This window comes from Muriicola sp. Z0-33, assembly GCF_026126425.1.
Taxonomy (GTDB): domain Bacteria; phylum Bacteroidota; class Bacteroidia; order Flavobacteriales; family Flavobacteriaceae; genus JAFMPW01.
The window spans coordinates 42,258-63,596 of record NZ_JAFMPW010000002.1 but is presented as its reverse complement, the minus strand read 5'-3'; the positions used below and the strand labels follow the sequence as shown (position 1 = coordinate 63,596).

The window sequence follows — 21,339 nt, the reverse complement described above, 5'->3', positions numbered from 1 at the left end:
TGTATTAACTCAAAAGTTCTGTTAGGGTTTCTTCTATATAGTCAGCATATTCGGCAATTGTAGGATGCTCAAATATTTTATTCAATCTAAAGTTGATTTCAATTTCCTCGTTAATTCTTGTCGTGACGCGGATAGCGGCCAAAGAATGCCCTCCCAGGCTTATAAAATTATCGTGTACCCCTACTTTTTCTAATCCAAGAACCTCTTTCCAAATACCGGCCAATAGTTCTTCAATTTCCCCGTCAGGAGCTACATAGGAATCCACTTCATGTATGTGAGAGGTATCTAATGCTTGTAATGCTTTCTTATCTACTTTTCCATTTTTTGATAAGGGTAATTCTTCAAGCATTATGAAATGAGTGGGTATCATGTATTCTGGCAGCCACTCGAGAAGTATGCTCTTAAATCTAATGTCGTTATTGAATTCCGTTGTGTAATAGGCAATAAGTACTTCGTTTTTATCAACAATTACTGCAACCTGCGATACCTTGCAATGTTGCTCAATTGCATTTTCAATTTCGCCAAGTTCTACACGAATACCTCTTATTTTTATCTGACTATCCGTCCTGCCTAAATACTCAATTGCTCCATCATTACGATACCTTGCAACATCACCTGTCTTGTAAATTTTTGCCGAAGGGGTATCAGAAAAAGGATCCTTGACAAATCTCTCGTTGGTTAGATTTTCTCTATTTAAATATCCTGAAGCCAACTGAACTCCTCCAATAAAAAGCTCCCCTTTCATTCCAATGGGCACCTGTTTAAGTTGCTCATCTAAAATGTAGAGTTGTGTATTTGCCACCGGAAACCCTATAGGGATACCATTATCCAAATCATTTCTTGCACAATGCCAACTGCTAACGTCAACTGAGGCTTCCGTAGGGCCATATAAATTATAAATCTCTGTCTGATCTAATTTCTCATATGCCTGTTTTACGGTATTTAATGGCAGGGCTTCACCACTGCAAAAAATACGATTTAAGCCAGAGCAAGATGCGGCCCTGGTGTTGGCAATAAAAACACTAAGCATTGAAGGCACAAAGTGAATAACTGAAACATTATTTCTTACTATGGTTGTTATGAGCTGGTCAGGATCTTTATGGCCTTCAGGAATTTCGATAATTAACTTAGCTCCTTGCTGTAAAGGCCAAAACAATTCCCAGAGTGATACATCAAAAGTGATGGGCGTTTTTTGTATCAGGGTGTCTTTTGCCGTGATCGGATAATCACGATTCATCCAATTTAAACGATTGGTTATTCCTTTATGATGGCATTTAACACCCTTGGGCTCTCCGGTACTACCCGAGGTATATATGACATACGCCAGGTCATTGGGATGTGTTATTACATTTGGTTGGGAATTATCTTGTGAAAAGACCTGATCTTCTATCTGTTTAACATGATAACAGTTGATGTGTGGTATTTGCGCCGGGTCTATTTCATCATGATTAAACAGTATTGTTTTAAATGCAGCATCTTCAGCAATGAAACGCAACCGTTCTATTGGTGTGGCTGTATCTAATGGTAAATAGGCTGCCCCTGCCTTAAGAATACCGTAGATACTGACCATCATGTCTAATGACCTTTCCAGACTAACAGCAACGATATCGTTAGTCCTGGTTCCGTTTTCAATCAGAAATTGCGCCAGCTGATTGGCTCTTACATTAAACTCACTGTAGGTATAGGTATCTGTTCCAAAGACCAGTGCTGTAGCATCTGGTGATTTTTCTACCTGAGCTTCAAATTTAGAAAGAAGTGTTTCGTTTTGATTAAATACTGCTGAGGTATCGTTCCAGGTTTCAATTTTTGCTATTTCGTCCTTTGTAATAATACTTACTTCACCAAGTCTGGTGTTTTGATCAGCAATAAAAGCATCCACTACTTTTATAAAATGTTCAGGAATATACTTTCTGTTATCCTCGGTAAACACTTCATTATTTAAGTCGATATGCAAATTAAAATTACCGCTATCATTAAAGTCGGTAATATGGCATTGAAAATAATGAGCGGTGTCCATATGGCCATTATGAAGCCATGCAGTAGTAGTCGGGAACCCGGCAAAATCCGTGAAAACAGAAGTGATGTAATTAAAAATCACATTGTAACTGCGGTTAATTTCCGGACTTACCAAGGCCGATAAACCCTGTTTTAGATTCTCGTTATTTCCATAGGTAACCCGCCTGAGAAGCGCTGCAAATGTATCTTGCTCCAAAACTTCGCTTACCAAGGGAAACACTTTGACAAAATGGCCAACAGTCTGTTTAAATTTTCTGCTGCTTCTACCGTGGTTTGTTGTACCTATTGACAGGTTGTTCTGACCACTGACTTTATGAAGATAAGCCAGCAGTATAGCTGAAAATATATTGAAAAGCGTTAATTGCAAACTAAAACTTCTCTCTTCGCTGTATTGAGCAATAGCTTTTAGTTGCTCACTTCTTTGTTTTCCAAGTTGAATTGATATCCGGGTAGAAGCCGTTGTTGTATCTTTCGCCCTTTGACCATAAAATGCAGGTAAATTTTCTATTTCTTTAATTTTTCCAGACCAATAATTTTCTTCGAAAGCATGCTTATTAGCACCTTCTAATTCGCTTTTAACATATTCCAGATATGAAGGTATGCAGACTTCCTCTTGTTGCCCCTGACCATTGGTCAGATCAGAATAAAGCTGGGCCATTCTGGAGAAAATTATCTTTCTCGAAGAACCATCGGTAACCAGATGGTGAAGATTAAGAAACCAGATATACCTGTCTTCTTCAACTTTAAGTAGTGCGGTGTCAAAAACCTGATCAGAAAGGTCTAACATGCGTTTTGTGCGAGTAGAAAGCCAATCCGTAACCTGCTTCTCAGATATAGCTTCAGTAAAATCTATAACTTCCAGCTTATATTGAAATGGTGCTCTTACACTTTGAAATGGAATACCACTTTCTTCAGTGAATTGCATTCTCAGGGCATCTGTGGTATCTATTAGTTTTTGAAAGGCTTTTTGGAATACTACTACATCAACCGAGCCCGAAATATCATAAGAGGCCGCTGTATTGTATAGCGGAACATCAGGATGCAACTTTTGCCCCACCCATAACGACATTTGACTAGCTGTAAGTTTAAACTTCATGTATTCTCCTATTAATGGCCTACACTATCTGTTATATATCAAACTATTGAGTGAGATAATCAGAAATACTTTGAACTGTTTTAAAGTTTTCTACCGTCATATCCTCCGGCCCGATCTTTTTTTGAAATTCCTTTTCAAGAAATACTACAAGACGCATCATTCCAAGAGAATCTACAATGCCACTTCCAAGAAGATCTTCGTTTATATCGATATCATCTAAAGGTTCACTGGAAATTTCCTCTTTGAGGTATGCAATAATTTTCTCTTTCATACTACTTTGGTCTCCAATAATTTTAATATCTCGTTCCTGTCTATTTTTCCTGTTCCCGTCCTTGGAAAATCTTCTATTATGGTCATATGTTCAGGAACAGCATAGGACGGAATTATTTTTTTGCAAAAGAGCATCAGATCCCTGGTACTTACCTCTGCTCCTTTGGACAAACGCACTACAGCTTCCAGTTCTTTGTTTTCATCTGCTTTCTCAACTACAATTACTGCAGCTTCCTCAATACCTTCATGCTTCAACAAGGTGGCTTCTATCTCGTCAAGTTCTACTCTGTATCCCCGTAATTTAATCTGTCTGTCAATTCTCCCCAGAAACATAATTTCATTATTCTCGTTCTCCACAACCAGGTCTCCGGTGCGATAAAAAACATAATCATAGCCAGAGGCCACATGCTCTTTGTAGAAAGATTGCTCTGTAAGCTGTTGATTGTTCCAATATCCAATCATTAAAGTATCTGTTCGTACCACCAACTCTCCGGGTATTCCCTTGGTAACTTCCCGGTCATTCTCATCTAGTATCTTATATTCTGTATTACCCCATACGGTACCCAAAGGGATAGGGTCATCTGTTTCTGGAGGCTCCTCCAGTATATAATAAGTGCATCTGAATAACTCTGAAGGGCCATAGGAATTAATGAACTTGGCATGAGGCCACTTTTGCATCAACTCTCTTAGTTGTTTTACCGGGAAGACTTCTCCCCCAAAACGTACCCATCTTAAAGAACTGAAATCATGATCGTCTATATCTCCGTTAAGCAGAACCTGTGTCAATATAAGCGGTACGGAAAACCAAAGTGTAATTTGCTCTTTTGCTACCAAAGCAGATAAACTTTTAGGCAGTCTTACATATGCATCGGGAAAAATCACCGTAGTTGCTCCTACCAGGGGTCCTGAAAAATAACCGAACAAAGACTGGTCGAAGTGTAAGGGGGCAAAATTTCCAATGCGATCTTCATGCGTCGAATCATGAAGCTTTACCTCCAGTTTGGCCAGACTTAAACTACTGTAATGGGTGTGCATTATTCCCTTAGGAATCCCAGTTGACCCAGAAGTATACAATATGGAAGATAGATCTTTTCCTAAAATTTCCGGTGGATTATAATCATCCAGAGGTAGTGACGAAATATCTTCCCATGTAATGGTGTTAGTACCTTCTATTTCCGAAACCCCAATTATCGTATTCAAAAAATTAGCGGCTTTGGCTATCGCTTTAATCTTGCGCATTTGTGAAGGAGTACTCAATAGGAAAGCTATATCGCAATCCTTCATAATAGTCATTGTTCTTTCGAGCGGAGAAAAAGGGTTGATGGCCACAAAGGCCCCTCCGGCTTTAAGAATTCCATGTACCGCAATACATGTTTCCAAACATCTGTTCATATATATAGCAACCCGGTCTCCTTTTTGTAATCCGGCACCAATAAGATAAGCAGCCAACTGGTTGGTCCTGGTGTCTAACTCCTTATAAGTAATGGAGTCATCCAGGCATCTAAAGGCATCCTTTTCGGGGAAAAGTGAAGCAGATTTTGCTACTAATTGTGCTAGATTATAGATCATTTTACTTAGGGAAAGGCGTAAAAAATTGCCCTTTTTATATTGGTTTTTTCAGTCAAAAAATGCTTAATTTTCTGAAATATAAAGGTATATCAAGATATTCAGCTATTCAAACTAATAACTTACCGCTGAACTAAGATTAAATCAAGATCATCGAAAAAACAGTACTATCTTGATAAGATTTGAAAAAATATGTCATATTTATAACAAAAAAAGAGTTTGTTTAATCAGCTTAAAACACTGATAATTAGCTACATCCCTTTATATTTAGGGACTTCAGAGATATTCCGATTTTTGTCAAAGGGGAAAATGATTAAACAAAATTGTTTTTGAAAATTCGCTATTAATCAATATAAAATAAGTAAAACCTAACCTCTATGAAAAGAACACTGGTTCAACTCGTTTTCATTATCTTCCTTTTGATTCCCATAAGTATTTTTGCCCATAGGCCAGACAGGAGTCTTATATATTTAAGAGTCTACGAATCTGCTACTATTGAAGGGCGTTTTGAGATGAATGCTGTGGATATTAGCACCTATTTGGGTATAGACCTTCCTAAACACCCTACCGTTGAGGAAGTAAAAGAGTATGAAGATCAACTGCAGGCATATATTCTAAAGAATGCGGCTTTTTCTTCAATAAACGGAGATCACAAAATAATTTTCACTGGAGAAATAAGTTTGCTGAAAATTAATATAGGAACATTTGTCGCATTTCATTTTGAACTCGACAATACCAATCCACCCCCAGATGATTTAGAGGTAACATTTTCTGTCTTTTTGGATGAAAACCCTGCCCATAGTAATGGACTTGGGATGGAATATAACTGGAAAGCGGGACTAATAAACAACGAAAAAATTATAGCACTGGAATTTACCCAGAGCTACAAAACCAAAACACTTTCTTTAACAGATACTTCGCTATGGAAGGGTTTTGTAGAAATGATAAGACAGGGTATATGGCACATTTGGATAGGTCTGGATCATATCTTGTTTATACTGGCACTTATTCTTCCTTCTGTTGTAAGGAGAAGAAAAGATCCCCATGGGCCTGGAAAAGGTAATAAGATAGCAGCTTTTTTCATGTTGTCAAGTTGGGAGCCTGTAAAGAAATTCAGGCCGGCATTTTGGTATATACTAAAAGTGATTACATTTTTTACTATTGCCCATACAATCACCCTGAGTCTGGCCTCCTTAAATTTGATAAGTCTACCTTCCAGAATAGTAGAGTCCGTAATTGCCTTATCTATCGGATTAGCCGCCTATCATAACATACGACCAATATTTAGGGGCAGAGATTGGGTAATCGCATTTGTTTTCGGATTATTTCACGGATTTGGATTTGCTACCGTATTGTCAGAATTAGGTTTCAATGGGGAATTTTTGACTCTTTCTTTACTTGGTTTTAATATTGGTGTTGAAATTGGACAAGTAGCTATTATAGCACTTATTTTTCCAATGCTATATTTTATACGAAATTTAAAGTTGTATCCTATTTTTCTGACAGTTTTATCTGTTCTTCTTATTTTTATATCACTTTATTGGTTTATTGAACGCTCCCTTGAGATTGATCTCTTATTCGACAATTATTTAAGAAAGGAAGCTTTCAAATTAGCAGTCTTACTTGGACTTAGGTAAATCTTTTTAGAAATATTCTACCAATGAAAGACAGTAGTCAAAAGAAATCTCTTCTAAGCAAATGGAAAGAAAGCGATAAGAAGAAGTCGTTGACCTCTAGCATCCCAAGTGCTCCCTTGGATGCCGTTATACCAGCATCTCATGGTCAGCAACGACTTTGGTTTCTGCAGCAACTCTATCCCAGGAATCCGGTATATAACTACTCTGATTTATATACTTTTAAAGGTGATCTACAGCCTGAAATTCTTAAGTTGAGCTTGCATAAAATCTTTGCGAACAATAGAGTTTTAAGAGCTTTTTTTGTACTTGAAAATGGAATGCTTGTTCAAAAAACTTCCCCTGTTAGCAGTCTTAAGATCAAAGAATTTGATCTTAGTCAGCTTACCGAATCGGAAAGAGATGAACAAAAGCAAAAAATTCTGGCAGAAGATGCAGGAAGTGGCTTCGATTTGGATAAAGCTCCTTTAATGAGAGTCTCACTAATAAAGGTTGCGGCCTCCGAATGGGATTTGTTGGTCACAATACATCATATCATCACGGATAAATGGTCTATGGGCTTATTTAGGGAGCAAATGGCCAAGCATTATAAAAACCTGATCTCTGATGTACCCCTTGCAGTTGAAGCACCTCCCATACAATTTTCTGATTTTGCCTACTGGCAGCAAAGCCAGGAGGTAGATCCTGAACAATTGCAATACTGGAAGGAAAAACTTTCGGGGGAACTACCCACACTTAATTTGCCAACCGACTATGCTTTTACAGGAAGCACGGCTTTCAAAGGCGAACCTCTAAGACAACCTTTTAGCAAATCTCAATCTGAAAGAATATTAAATCTCTCCAAGGAATTGGGAACAACTCCTTACGTTCTCTTAATGTCTGTTTACCATCTTATGCTGCACAAGTACAGCGGTCAAAAAGATATTTTGCTCGGGGCACCAATTGCGCTGCGGAAAGGAAAGATTCTGGAAAATCTTATTGGCTTTTTCGATGAGACCATAGTTTTGAGAACCATCTTTTCTCACGAGGACACTTTTTTAGATTTGGTGAAAAAGGTCAACCAAACGGTCCTGGAAGCTTTTTCAAACAGGGATGTACCATTTGATTTGCTGGTAAAAGAATTGAAGCCAGAGAGAATTCCAGGCAAAACTCCTTTTTTCAGAGGTATGTTTATGTATCATGACATCCCTGAAACCCCCTCTTTTGGACCCGGAGTAGAGATGACATACGTATTGCTCAACAGCGGTGTATCCAAATTTGACCTTACTATGTTTATCTCTAATGAAAATGATCTTCTATCTTCCTCTTTTGAATACTCAAAAGAGTTATTTGAAGAAGAAACGATATTGCGGTTTCATGAGAATTACAGAACATTATTAGAGCATATTCTTGATAACCCCAATGAGAAAATTTGCAACATTTCAATGCTCAATGAAAGGGAGCTAGCCATATTAATGCCGGGAAAAGTTGTAAATGAGGGTCCTTTCAGCAATTATAATGGCATCCATGAAATCATTACAGAAATAGGAAATCAATATCCTGATAATGCCGCTGTAACCTTTAATGACCAAAGTATTTCATATAGACAACTGCTGCAGAGATCGGATATTATTGCGAAGAATATTATTTCTCAAACAGAAGGAAGAAATGAAATTGTAGGCTTATGTACAGAGCGTTCCATAGAAATGATTGTTGGCATACTCGCAATTCTAAAGGCAGGCTGTGCTTATCTTCCTATAGACCCTGAATACCCTGAGGAACGAATAAACTATATGCTGGCAGATTCTAAAGTACCTCTGGTATTTACCCAGGATAAACTAGCTGCTTTATTTAATACCTATGAAGGTGCGGTTCATCTAATAGATGGCCAGGTAGATTCCGAAGTCAATGACCCTGTTAGCTTACCAGTAGCGAGCGGAGATGATCTTGCTTATGTGATCTACACCTCTGGTAGTAGCGGGCAACCGAAAGGGGTGCCGATAAGCCATAAAAATATTATCCTTTCTACCGAAGGCAGACTTACTTTTTACCCGAATCATCCCAAGGCTTTTTTATTACTTTCCTCTATCTCCTTTGACAGTTCCAAAGCAGGAATATTCTGGAGCCTTTGCACGGGAGGTAACCTGGTCATTGCCGAAAAAAGATTAGAACAAGACATAACAAAATTAGAAGAGGTCATTTACAGGAATTCTGTAACACATACATTAATGCTACCCTCGCTCTATAAGACTATTCTGGACCACAGCGATATTTCTAAGCTTGGATCTTTAAATACGGTTGCCGTTGCCGGAGAGGCCTGTGGTATTTCTACAGTAGTTGCTCATTTTAAAAAATTACCCGGGGTTGCTTTATATAACGAATATGGGCCAACCGAAGCAACTGTTTGGTGTATTGCACATCAGATAACTGAAGATCAGAACAGAAATACTCCGATCCCTATAGGCAAAGCTGTAGGACATGCTGAAATCTATATTTTAAATGAGGAACTTCAATTAGTGCCTGTAGGAGCTGTTGGAGAAATCTATATAGGAGGTGCGTTATTAACTAGTGGATACCTGAACAACTCGGAACGAACTGCGAAATCGTTTATAAATCACCCATTTGATAAAGATGCGTCAAAGAAGCTTTATAAAACTGGAGATTTAGGAAGATATAATACATATGGTCAAATAGAATTTTTAGGAAGGGCCGACCAACAGATAAAGATTAGGGGATTTCGGGTAGAACTGGGTGAGATTGAAAAGACCGTTGAAGGTAATGCCGATGTGGACAAGGTAGTGGTACTTCTTGAAGAGTCTGCCAGAGAAGAAGTTGGAGAACATATCTCTGAACTAGATACAGATAGCATAGTTGAATATCTGGAAAATTTTAATGATCAAACCCAGATAGAAGAACTTATTGCCTCTATTCAGGCCCTTACTGACGATGAAAAGAAATATTTACTGAAACAATTGCAGGAATAAAAGCATACTGGGGTAATGAAAAAAAATAAGAAGGTCCGACAGCTATAAAATTTACATCGCAATTAGGCGTGATTTCACCATTGCGCCTCTTTGCCAAGTACGGCTAAATGCGGTAAAATAATGACAGAATCTATCAAGACAACAATAGAGACATTTACAGCTGAAGAGCGTAGACTATTGCTGTATAAGCTACAAAGCCTTACAGACAAAGGAGGTGGTTCTTCCCAAAGAAAGAGCTCCAAACGTCTGGTGGCTTATATAAGGCCTCATGATTCTTATCAGCCGGAAAACCTTCAGGCCTACATGAAAGAACAATTGCCGGCACATATGATTCCGTCTACGGTGCAATTGGTTGAAGATTTTCCCTATTTACCCAACGGGAAAATAGACAAAGGCGCTCTGAGAAAGACGAAACTAAAAGTAACTAAGAAGACAAAAGAAGCCAGGAAATCAACTTCAGAAGTTGAGAAAAAACTAATTGCGATTTGGGAAGATGTATTGGCTTTCTCTCCTATCCTTACCACCGATAATTTCTTTGAAATTGGAGGAGATTCTATTCTTAGTATTCAAATTGTAGCCAAGGCCAGAAAATTGGGCATTCAATTAAGTCCAAATCAGTTATTTGAAAATCAAACCATTGCAGAGCTTGCACTGTTTGCAAAAAGTGAGAATGACCAAATTAAAATAGCAACCGTTGAAGGTGATATACCATTAACTCCTATTCAACATTGGTTTTTTGATCTGCATAAATCGGCTCCTCATTATTGGAATCAAATAATGGAGGTCAGGAATACGGGGATTACACAACCGTCTATTTTGAAAGAGATTGTCGGCGAAATCATCGGTCATCACGATGCCTTAAGATTAAGTTTTAAGAAGTTGGGTGATGATTGGAGAGCTCGTGTTTTAAACCAGCAGGATATCCACTTCTTTTACCATATCGATATAAAACAATTCACAGATCAGAAAGAGCAAGATAAAGAGGTGAGAAATCAACTCATTGCCCATCAAACTGCCTTTGATATGAGTAATGGCGGTCTTTTCAGATGTGTCTTTTTTGAGGGTGGTAAAGCCGGGGAAAATAGAATTTTTCTCATAGGGCATCATCTTGTCACGGATATGGTTTCCTGGAACATTCTGCAAAATGATTTTAGACAATTATTGCGACAACAGCAGCAGCGTGAACATCTGGAGTTGGAAAATAAAATTGCAACAATTAAAGATTGGTCAGAACAGCTTTCTGAACTTAGGTCATCTGCCGACATAAATAAAGAAGTTTCGTATTGGCAATCGCAAGTCTGCGCACAAGATTTATTCCCCCCAGATACTGAAAGCCAGCAAAGTATATTTGAAGAAAGTTCGATTCACGTTTTAAAATGGGTTTTGAATGAGAACGATACTTCATTCTTAATGCAGGAGGCAAATGAGCTTTACAATACAAAAACAGAGGATTTGCTGATAACCGCTCTGGTTGCCACTATATGTTCCTGGGAAGAAATTAAAGAATTTTGCTTTTTGATGGAACGTCATGGAAGGACAGCAGAGCTACTAAGTGCGGATGTTTCTAACACTGTTGGTTGGTTTACTTCATTTTTCCCTGTCAGAATTGATCTTAATTCAGACGGAGACATAGGAGAACAAATTAAGGGCGTAAAGGAACGAATTAGAAATATACCTAATAATGGTATTGGTTATGGCGTTTTAAAATACCTTTCGGATGGCCAGCAATTACAAGGCAATCCCCCACTGGTATTTAATTATTTGGGGAATAAAAAAAGTACAAATTTGCCAGGGGAAATAATATTTACTCCAAGGCCTGAAGATATACGGCATCCTTCCAGTGAGCGTAATTACAGTATAGAGATCAATGCTTTTATCTCTGAAGGACAACTACACTTAAACTGGAGTTTTGCTGCTGATAAGTATAAGCCTGATACCATGGAGAACCTTACTGCTGAATTTGAGGCAAACATCAAAAATATAATTGAATATTGTAAAAATAAAGACTCGGGTGAGTATACCCCCTCCGATTTCCCAGAAGCAAATATTAGTCAGGAAGATCTGGATAATCTATTGAAAGGAATGTAATGGTACTATGAATACAGCAAAGAAATCAAAAATAGAGGCCATTCTTCCACTTTCAGAAATGCAGGAGGGAATTCTTATACATCACCTGCACAGCCAATGGGATGAAGGTTTCTTGCATGTAGAGTTTGGCATCAATGGAAAGCTGAACAGAGAAGCGTTAATAGAAGCCTGGGAGTTGGTGATAGCCAGGCACGAAATTCTCAGAACAACAATTCATTGGGAAAATATAGAAAAACCTTTACAGGTAATCCATTCTGATATAGCTGCAAAATGGCAGTTTGATGACTGGAATAATATAGATGTTACAGCACAAAGGGAGAAAATTAAACTACAAAAAAAACAAAACAGGATTGATGGATTAGATTTCCAAAAAAACCCTTCAAATAACTTCCATCTTATTGCCCTCGAAGAAAACAAGCACTATTTTCTTTGGCCCTGCCATCATCTCTTATTAGATGGATGGTCTAGTAGCAATATCATCAAGGATGTATTGGCTTTTTACGATGCAATTTGCAAGAATGAAGTTATAGATTTAGGCCCCCTGCCATCGCTTAAGTCCTATTATAACTGGATCAAAAAGAAAAACCCTCAGGAGGCAAGCCAGTTCTGGGAAGGCTATTTCGAAGGCTTTCAGAAAGTTCATCTTTTTAATAAATCCGGGGCTTCAGACAATGATCCATCAAATAAGTCTGTTGAAAAGATTCGTTTAACAGCTGAAACTTCACAAGAACTGAACAGATTATCCCAGAAATCTAAAATAAGCCTGAACACCTTAATTCAGGGCGTATGGACCTTATTACTTAGTGTATATTTTAATCATGACGACATAATTTTTGGGTCGGCCATATCCGGGCGTTCAAATGATTTTCCAAATATGGAAATGTTGTGTGGAGTATTTACCAATATTCTGCCTATTCGTGGTAAAGTAGTTCGGGAACTAACGCTAGATCAATGGCTGACTAAATACCAGTCAAAGCAACTTAGTGCGCTAAAATATGGACACGTAAATCAGAATGAAATTTCTGACCTACTTAAAGACATTACCAGTGGGAACTTGTTCGATAGCATATTAATCTTTGAAAATTATCCCTCTAAAAAAGCAAAAAGCGGTGATATAGAATTACAAGGATACAGAAGCGGGGTTACCTCAAATTATCCGTTATCCCTAATGGTACTTCCACATTCGGAAATTGTTTTTACTTTCATTTTTCAAAATGATCAAATAAATTCTCAGACAAAAAACTGGCTGGTCGGGAATTTGCAAAAGCTAGTCGATACCATTTTAGTTCAGCAAAACAGTACCGTACAAGAGATTATTAACAGTATTGCTCCCCCCAAGTTCGCAGTAGACAATACTTCAGGACCCATTCAAACTAAAGCAAAACCCACCTTTGTTGCGCCTGAGAATGATTTGGAAGTACAATTAGTTGCTATTTGGGAAGATATTTTGGGGCACAACGAAATTGGGGTAAACGATAATTATTTTGATCTGGGGGGCAAATCATTAATGGCGTTAAAAATGATTGCAAGGATCAATGAACAGTTTGATATTAAATTGCCAGTGACTGCTTTATTGCTTCATCCAACAATCAAAGGCCTTGCTCAGGAAATACACCATCAGAAAACTCCGGAGGGTAAAAAACCCTGGGAATTCCTAATCCCTTTAAAGCCCGAAGGCAAAAAAAGTCCGGTATTTTGTATACATGCAGGTGAAGGGCATGTTTTGTTTTATAAGAAAATGTCTACCCTTCTGGATGAAGACAGACCGGTCTATTTGGTTCAGCCAAAAGGAATTCATGGTGACGGCCCAATGCACAATAGTATAGAACAAATGAGTAAGGACTATATTTCTGAGATCTTAGAGGTACCAGATGTTGAATCATATAACCTTGTTTTTTATTGTTACAGTGCTATAGTTGTTGAAATGGCCAAACAATTCAGAAAACTGGATAAAAAGTTTAATCTTATTATTATAGACAGCTGGGGCAGACCCAAAACTTTGGAGAAAAAGCCAGGATATTACCAACGCCTTGGTAAATACCTGAAAACTCTTAGTCGTAGCCCTGTTTTAACCATAAGAAGTTCTATTATCTCCAGATACAGACAGTCTCTGGAGCCATTATATTTGAAATGGAGTAATAACAAGTTACAAATGCAGCTTAGGCATATAAGGCATCACCTTAGTGCAATCTACTATAAGTACCAATGGGAGAAGATCAATGCACCATGCACCCTTATTCTCGCAGATAAAGAACACCCGGAATTAAAGAAAGCGAAAGTGGCTTCCTGGGAATTTTGGGCGGAAGCTGAATTAAAAGTGCGTTATGCTCCTGGAAATCATTTCAGCATATTTGAAGAACCTAATGTTAAACATTTAGCTGAAATTATAGAAGAAGAGTGTGTATAGGCCAATGGTTTATACTTTTTGTAAATTATAGGCTTCATTACAAACAATGCTTTCGAAAAACACCATTGCGGTCTGGACTATCGATCAACGTTTAATCGAGAGCGTAAGTTTGCATCAAAAGCATTTGTCTTTAGCCGAGCTAGACCACGCAAAAAAATACCGGTTTGATAAAGACCGGTATACCTTCATAATTGGACGGGGAATATTAAGACATCTTTTAGGGCACTATACAAAACAGCATCCATCGGAAATCAATTTTAAATTTGGTGACCAGGGAAAACCTTTTATTGACGATAACAAAGCTCCTTATTTCAATATATCTCATTCAGGTAACATTCTTGTGATGGGTTTTTGCATGGAACATCCGCTTGGAGTGGATGTGGAACTTATTAAGTCCGATTTCGATCTTGCTGAACTTGCCAGACAAAATTTTTCAGAGAAGGAAATTAAAGCGCTAAACAGCTTAAATAAAAATGAGCAGGACAGGGCATTTTATCGCTGTTGGACCCGCAAAGAATCTTTTATAAAAGCAATAGGAAGTGGTCTCTCTTTTCCCCTTGATGCTTTTAGTGTTTGCCTGGATGATGATCTTACTGCCGAAATGCTGGAAACCAAATGGGAGAAAGCGGAAAGGCATCAATGGAAGCTGTCTTCATTTATTCCTGCAGATGGTTACCTTGCAGCTGTATGTGTCCAGGATAAAAATGTAAAGATTGTGCATCGCAATTGGAAAGAAATTGACAATTAGGCATTAATAAAACTAAAAAATTCTGGACAGTATTTTACAAATTTAAGTTGCAGTTTGTTCTTCTATTTTCTATCCTTCAATCTATACATAAACTTTAATCCACTCCAATCTGTATTTACAGCACAGACTTTTATATCTACCAGACCATGGGTCAATCCAAACCTGCGAACGACGTTACCATCGAGATCTTTCGGGATTTTTGAGTTTTTCTTGGGCCAACTCACCCAAAAACTACCATTCTTTTTCAATCCGGATTTAAGTATATCGAACTGTTGTTCCAATTCTATTAGATGAGTACAGAAAAAATGAATAAAATCTATTATTGCTTCATCGGGATTTGATAAAAATTCTACTTTGGGAAAGTCATCAAATAATTCAAAATAATAATCGGGCTGGTTGCACAGGAGTACTCTCTGACCTTCTTTAAGACCTAGTTTACGCGTTAGTGGTGTAGCTGAATAACCTGAACTGCTCATTTTTCTAATTGTTAAACCAATAATTCAGTTTTAAGGTGAGCGACCAACTTCTTCCTTCCAATGGTGAAATTAATTGGTTGTTGGTATACACCAGAAAAAGGTCTGAAGCCGGTTTATAGCGCCATTGCAACCTTGAGTTTAAGTTAAAATTTCTGGATTGCTCATTGTATTGAAAAAGGTTGGCAAAAAACAAGGTATTGGTAAAGGTAATATCAACCTCCGAGCCAATAAGCCAAAATTCTGTCGTATTCCAGGGAGCAGGCATATCCAGGTGATTATAACTTAGATTAGAGCTAAGACTTACAAAGGGTTGAAAACGGTATCCGAGTTCGGCCATAAGACCAAGTCGGGTTCCTTCAAGATAGTAGCCTCCATATTGCGCCCCTAAGGAATAGGTAAATAAGCTTTGGGGTTTGGCATCATACTCTATTTTTAAGGTGTTCCATCTGTGTCTGGTGCCTGTTGCCAGCGAATCTTTGCCAGATCTTGTAGGATCAAAAGGAGATAACAATTCAACAAACTCCTTAGAACCTTCAAATTCTAGCTGACTCCTATTTCTGAAATTTATCTCATATTCTAAAGAATTCTCATTGTCTGTGCGTTCAAAATTTGAATTGAAAAAATAGCTTGTCCTTAGACTGGGGCCATGACTTACTATTTTACCCTTTTTTGGAAAAAAGAGGTGTCCGGCAAAGGCACTTAGGTTAATATATCCTCTTCGCGGTACAAAACCTACTTCTGCGGTATACTCCTCTCCTACCGACTCTTCCTGTAACCCCCAGTTCCATTTTCTGCTTTTATATTCAAGATTGGCTGCCTGCGTAAGTCCGTTTCCACGCTGATTTGGTGCAAATGATTTTAAAACAAAAGCTTTCCCCGACCATAAATTATCTGCTGATGCCAGATTGTATTCCAGCCCAATATTTCGGTTAAACTCCGGAAACACTGTTTTTAGGGAATCTGCTTCCTGAGGATAACTGACAGATTGTTTGTTCACAAACATCAATCCAATACTAGATCTGCTAAACACTTTTCGCTGCAAAGAAAGTACACCAAAATTCTGGCTGGGCCGACCCGTAGATGTCACGCTGGCCGTTTGCATATCCATTAGTCCAAGCCGCCAGTTTTCATTGAGATTGCCACTCACTCTTGCCCCCGCCCTGATGGGTACCCCTAAACCAATTCTTCGGGAAAAGAAAGGCCTTATGTCCTGATAACCAAAACTTGCAAATAAGTCGGCATTTTCAAGGAAAAACTGTCTTCTTTCAGGAAAAAACAGTTCAAATCTATCCAGGTTGGTTACCTGCCTGTCTACTTCTACCTGAGAGAAATCAGGATTTATAGTTAAATCTAGATTAAGCGAGGAGCTAAGGCTGAATTTGATATCACCGCCAACTTTTAACTCATTATCACTTTGCTCGTTTATGTCTTCTGCTATTGTTCCTAAGGTATAAGGAATCAGAGAGAAATTAACTTTAGGGGAAGGTGGGGGTTCATCCCAGACCAAAACTCCTGCCAGCGCCAAAGAAGAGGTGGGGAACTGCCTGCCAATAGGCGTCCAACTAGATTTTTCACTCGATTTCAAATCCAGACGGCTAAAATTGATTCCCCATTCCTTTACCCCGTCCTTATATCGGATAGACTTAAAGGGCAGTGCCATTTCAAATACCCATTTGTCTTCATCGCGCTGCACTGCAGAAACCCATTTACTATCCCAATTTAAGTCAACACTGGAACCAGCGAACATTGTCCCGTCCCACTGGGCTCCCGCAGCATTTGAACCAAATGTGAAGCCCGTAGTCTTATTATTAAAAGGATCTATGAAAAGCAGGAAATTGTCGTTCTTACCAAAGCTAAAATCGCGTCTTAGCGACTCCACAAAATTCTTACCCTTGGTAGTATTGTAGAAAGTGGCAATCAGATAAATATTTTTATCATCATAGGTCATTCTAATCTCCGATCGCTCATTTGCCTTCCCCTCATCCATAGGAAGCACCATAAAGAAATCCTTAGCGACATCGGTAGTTTTCCAGACCATATCATCGGCCACTCCATCTATAACTACAGGTAAATTGGTTTTACGAATATTTAAGCGAAATGCTTCATTTTTCTTTTGCCCATATGCTGACAACGCAATGGTCATTACGAGCATATAGAAAAGTGGATTTTGATTGACGAGTTTCGGCATGGTATTCCTATCCAGAGGTCCTGACAAAGAACGCTTAAATATATGCTATTTTAAGTTGTTCCTAAGGAACTTTATAGCATACATTCAGGATAGAGGGCAATGTAAATTAGTCTGGCTATTTCAGAAGTTCCGGGAAATTGGAATTCTGAGCCCTGAATTACTCCAATTCTTTTAAGATATTTTCGGCAGAACTGGTGATGCTTTTGTAACAATTATAGCCCCATCTTGTAAAAAGAACTAATAACACCAATACCACTGCTGTGAAAATATATAACCCAACCTCTTGCTGATTTAGAAAGATATCTTCGTCATTGAACATTTTAGCAAAAACCGCAAGGGAAGTAAAGAAAACTATAATCCCGCCGTACATTCCAAACTGCTGTTGCATTAATAAATTCTTCTTCACCCTGGAGAATTTAACAATGGTATCTTTATAGCTGCCTTCGGTGATCTTTAAATTCTTAAGCTGACTCAGTGATCTCAGGACCAAAGTGGGCAGAATCAGCATAAATCCCAGAGTAATAATACCACAGACAACTAAATACCACGTATCTAGTTTGCCAAAATTGAGTAGTACATATAGGGCTGCAATAAAACAAACAATTGCACCTATGCTTTCTATAATGGTAATCTTTTGAAATTTATTAGAATAGCGTTCTTGAGTCATTTTTAATATAATTTCGTTGGTTAATTTCTTTTGTTTTTCCAGCTGGTCACTCATTTCAGACCATACTGCTTTTATTTCTTCTAAGTTCATCTTAACTATTATTAATCTGTGCTTTTAGTTTTGTTTTGATCCTTGAAATCCTGGTACCTACGTTAGATGGTGTAAGTCCCGTAATCTCTGCAATTTCCTCGTACTTTTTACCTTCCAGTAATAGCAGGATAAGTCCCTTTTCTAAAACATTCAACTGCTTAATATGACCATATAGGAGTTTTAATCTTTCCTCAAATTCTTTGTCATAATTTTCTGTTTGATGTGCTACTACCTGGTCTATAGGCACTCCTTTTGGCCGTCTTTTTTGCTTTTGTAATTGTCTTATTGCAGTATTTAGGGCCACGCGGTACATCCAGGTACTTATCTTGGCTTCATTTCTAAAAGAGCCGTAAGATTTCCATAATTGGTACACAATCTCCTGATAGAGATCTTTTTGATCTTGTTGATTATTGGTATAGATAGTAGTAATCTTAAAGATGACCCCTTCATTATCTTTTATAATCTGTGCAAATTCTTCTTCTTTACCCATACGGGATTTCTTCCATTTTTATTATTAGTTACTAAGTTGTGGAAAAAATCACAGAATGATTAAAGAATTTGTGATTCGCTGGCATCATTGCAGGTATAATGGCACCTTGCCTTGTAATTTAAGTAAAGCTAATCTAGGTTTGTCCCGGATATACCATTACTGAAATAAGCGCTCATCCAGACCTGGAAGAAGCTTCATAGCATTCTTGTAATATACTTTCTTAAGGACTTCATCTGGCAAATTCAGGCCGTACATGGACCAGAAGGCATGATATTTTTTGTAATAGGGGAAATATTCGTCATCCGTTTCCAATACCCTGAAATACGTAGGAAATTCTTCCGGTTTCCAGCTGTCTTTACCAAATAATATCTTGTCCTGGTAGGTGACAAAGAACTTGTGGGCATTCTTGGGTTGCCTTCCCAATTCTGCAATTACCGCGCCTATACCAACATACATATTTGGCATTTCATTCATTAATTCACCCAATTTGCCCAGGTTGTTTGCATACCATCCCATATGAGCGTTTATGAACTTAGTATCGGGGTGTTTCTTAAACATATTATGCTGTTCATTGATAATTTGTTGCCAGGGTGCCGGGTTGGTGTCAGACCTCTTGCGCCTGGGCCTGGTTTTAAGTTCTAACCAACGTTCATTGTTGTCATCCATCGGGTCCCAGAAAGATTTTGGATCCGCTGCGTGTATAAGGACGGGAATCCCCAGTTCACCACATTTTGCCCAAACCGGGTCCAATCTCGGATCATCTATCGCCAGTCTTTTGCCATTGACATCTTTATTGCGCAATCCCAGACTTTTGTAAACCTTTAGTCCCTTTGCGCCATTCTTTACATCATTCGTCAGCTGTGTAACCGCATTCTCTGCCCATCCTGGATTGCCTACGCCATCAAAATTTACATTGGCAAAAACAACAAACCTGTTAGGGTAATTGTTGTTCACATTTTCCAAAGCTGCTTTTAATCTATCTCCAGACCCGCCGCTAAGGTTTACCATCACGGCCATATTGATATTATCCATATCTGCAATAAGTCCGGACAGGTCTTGCTCCCCCATTCTAAATTGATGACTGTGAATGTCAATAAATGGAAATTTTGCTCTTTCTACCTTGTTGGTTGGTACTACGAGGGTTGAGGTAGGGTTATATTCCTCAAACCCCATGTCCTGAGCAATAAGGGATAGGCTAACTAATAACAGAAGCAGACAAAAGGAAGTATTTCTAATGTTTTTCATGGCACAAAAAATTTTGCATCATGAAAATACTATATTTTCTAAAATATGATCTACTTGTAATACATAAAAAACCCCAACATTTTAGTTGGGGTTTTTACTTTCCTAGAATTCACTATTTCCTTTTACTTTTAGCAACTTTCTTTTTGCCACTCTTGCTTTTCCCTTTAGATCTACTACCAGAATTCTTAGCAGCTGTTTTTACAGTTCTTTTGCCGTCAGAACTTTTATTTATAGCAACAGCCCTTTTGGAGCCATCCGGATTCTTTTTTACAGCAACAGTTTTTCTGCTACCATCAGTATTTTTTACCGTAGCCACTCTTTTCTTAGTGCCGTCTGCCTTGTTCACACCTGTAACCCGTTTTTTAGTTCCATCAGCGTCTTTAACAGCGGCCGTGCGGTACTTATCTCCATCTGCCTGATTTACTCCTACTGCCCGTTTCTTGGTGCCATCTGTTTTATTAACAGCAACAGCCCTCTTTTTAGTACCATCTGCCTTGTTAACACCTGCCACTCTGTACTTATCCCCATTTGCATGGTTCACACCCACTACCTTCTTCTTTGTGCCATTTACTTTGTTTACCCTGGTAACACGAGCAGCATAAGATCTATGCGGATGACTTATTGCAAAATCATTTCTCCTGATCTTGCTATGTAAATGCACAGCAGAATTGCTATAACGTACATGTGTATAATGGAATGTATGCTTCACATTTATATGGATGTGTACATTTTTTTTATAATGATGAGCATGGAAGGGTTTCCAAAAATGATAATGAGAAGGATAATATCCCCAATAGAAAACAGATCGGTATGGCCTGTAATAAGGTCTCCAGAAAATAGAAAACAGTACCGGACGGTGAATATATACCGGCTCTACAATGTAAGAAGGACCATATAAATATACATCACCAACCAGCTGTACTCTAGTACTGCCTTTGCTGTCTTTCTCCACCTCAATAGTTGCCACATCCTGATAGATATCTTCTCCCAGGACCGCTTGTAATGCAATTAAGTGGGTGTTACTCTCTGCAGTTTCCACTACTCTTAAATAGTCTACATAACCATCTTCATTGAGGTCTAGATTTGATATTTGAGTTTCAGGATCGTTTAGCTTAAATTCAAACTCTTCCAGATCCTTGGCATCACCTAAAATAGAAGCAACAGCTTCTAAATCTAAGTTGTCGCTTATTTCTTCACTGGCGGCATCTACTGTGGTGATGTCCTGAGCGGTTATAATCCCTGTCATAGTTAGTAACAGGCCAAATACTTTAACGATTTTAAATTTCATTAGATTTTTCATTGGGACTTATTTTTAGCTTTTGACTTTGAAATCAATACAAGGTTTAATTGCACTGTCTAATAATATGCAAATGGTATCCTATTTTCGACGAACTA

General features: G+C 38.2%; 14 protein-coding genes. 5 read left to right on the top strand and 9 right to left on the bottom strand.

Going from position 1 to position 21,339, the window contains the following annotated elements; all coding sequences use genetic code 11:
• Positions 1–4 precede the first annotated feature (4 nt).
• The 3 genes from J1G40_RS03200 to J1G40_RS03190 are packed head-to-tail and all read right to left on the bottom strand — an operon-like array spanning position 5 to position 4,951.
• Positions 5–3,112, bottom strand: a complete 3,108-nt coding sequence (locus J1G40_RS03200) for a non-ribosomal peptide synthetase (protein ID WP_265240924.1) — start codon at positions 3,110–3,112, stop codon at positions 5–7.
• Between the two features lie 43 nt (positions 3,113–3,155).
• The gene (locus J1G40_RS03195) at positions 3,156–3,383 is read right to left on the bottom strand and encodes an acyl carrier protein (protein ID WP_265240923.1); all 228 of its coding nucleotides are present in this window, start codon (positions 3,381–3,383) and stop codon (positions 3,156–3,158) included.
• Positions 3,380–4,951 carry an amino acid adenylation domain-containing protein gene (locus J1G40_RS03190; protein WP_265240922.1) on the bottom strand — a complete coding sequence of 524 codons (1,572 nt, stop codon included), beginning with the start codon at positions 4,949–4,951 and terminating at the stop codon, positions 3,380–3,382. Before J1G40_RS03190 ends, J1G40_RS03195 begins: the two co-directional genes overlap by 4 nt.
• Before the next feature lie 374 nt (positions 4,952–5,325).
• Between J1G40_RS03190 and J1G40_RS03185 the strand changes: the two genes are divergently transcribed.
• The 5 genes from J1G40_RS03185 to J1G40_RS03165 all read left to right on the top strand — a co-directional run bounded on the left by J1G40_RS03185 (position 5,326) and on the right by J1G40_RS03165 (position 14,788).
• A complete protein-coding gene (locus J1G40_RS03185; RefSeq protein WP_265240920.1) occupies positions 5,326–6,585 on the top strand; it encodes a HupE/UreJ family protein in 1,260 nt (419 codons plus the stop codon).
• Positions 6,586–6,608: 23 nt separating this feature from the next.
• The gene (locus J1G40_RS03180) at positions 6,609–9,545 is read left to right on the top strand and encodes a non-ribosomal peptide synthetase (RefSeq protein WP_265240918.1); all 2,937 of its coding nucleotides are present in this window, start codon (positions 6,609–6,611) and stop codon (positions 9,543–9,545) included.
• A 120-nt stretch (positions 9,546–9,665) separates the two neighbouring features.
• Positions 9,666–11,633, top strand: a complete 1,968-nt coding sequence (locus tag J1G40_RS03175; protein WP_265240916.1) for a condensation domain-containing protein — start codon at positions 9,666–9,668, stop codon at positions 11,631–11,633.
• Positions 11,634–11,640: 7 nt separating this feature from the next.
• On the top strand, positions 11,641–14,040 hold the full coding sequence (locus J1G40_RS03170) for a condensation domain-containing protein (RefSeq protein WP_265240914.1): 2,400 nt from the start codon (positions 11,641–11,643) through the stop codon (positions 14,038–14,040).
• Positions 14,041–14,086: 46 nt separating this feature from the next.
• Positions 14,087–14,788, top strand: a complete 702-nt coding sequence (locus tag J1G40_RS03165) for a 4'-phosphopantetheinyl transferase family protein (protein ID WP_265240912.1) — start codon at positions 14,087–14,089, stop codon at positions 14,786–14,788.
• Positions 14,789–14,850: 62 nt separating this feature from the next.
• On the opposite strand, the gene J1G40_RS03160 is transcribed toward J1G40_RS03165, so the two are convergent.
• The 6 genes from J1G40_RS03160 to J1G40_RS03135 form a co-directional block, all read right to left on the bottom strand.
• Positions 14,851–15,264, bottom strand: a complete 414-nt coding sequence (locus J1G40_RS03160; protein WP_265240910.1) for a DUF3052 domain-containing protein — start codon at positions 15,262–15,264, stop codon at positions 14,851–14,853.
• 4 nt (positions 15,265–15,268) lie between these two features.
• Positions 15,269–17,452 (bottom strand): carbohydrate binding family 9 domain-containing protein, encoded by a 2,184-nt coding sequence (locus J1G40_RS03155; protein ID WP_265240908.1) that lies wholly within the window; start codon positions 17,450–17,452, stop codon positions 15,269–15,271.
• A gap of 157 nt (positions 17,453–17,609) precedes the next feature.
• Complete coding sequence (locus J1G40_RS03150) at positions 17,610–18,209, bottom strand: hypothetical protein (protein WP_265240906.1); 600 nt, start codon at positions 18,207–18,209, stop codon at positions 17,610–17,612.
• Between the two features lies 1 nt (position 18,210).
• On the bottom strand, positions 18,211–18,699 hold the full coding sequence (locus J1G40_RS03145) for an RNA polymerase sigma factor (protein WP_265240904.1): 489 nt from the start codon (positions 18,697–18,699) through the stop codon (positions 18,211–18,213).
• A 156-nt stretch (positions 18,700–18,855) separates the two neighbouring features.
• Positions 18,856–19,944, bottom strand: a complete 1,089-nt coding sequence (locus J1G40_RS03140) for an amidohydrolase family protein (RefSeq protein WP_265240902.1) — start codon at positions 19,942–19,944, stop codon at positions 18,856–18,858.
• A gap of 112 nt (positions 19,945–20,056) precedes the next feature.
• The gene (locus J1G40_RS03135; RefSeq protein WP_265240901.1) at positions 20,057–21,244 is read right to left on the bottom strand and encodes a hypothetical protein; all 1,188 of its coding nucleotides are present in this window, start codon (positions 21,242–21,244) and stop codon (positions 20,057–20,059) included.
• Between the last annotated feature and the right edge of the window lie 95 nt (positions 21,245–21,339).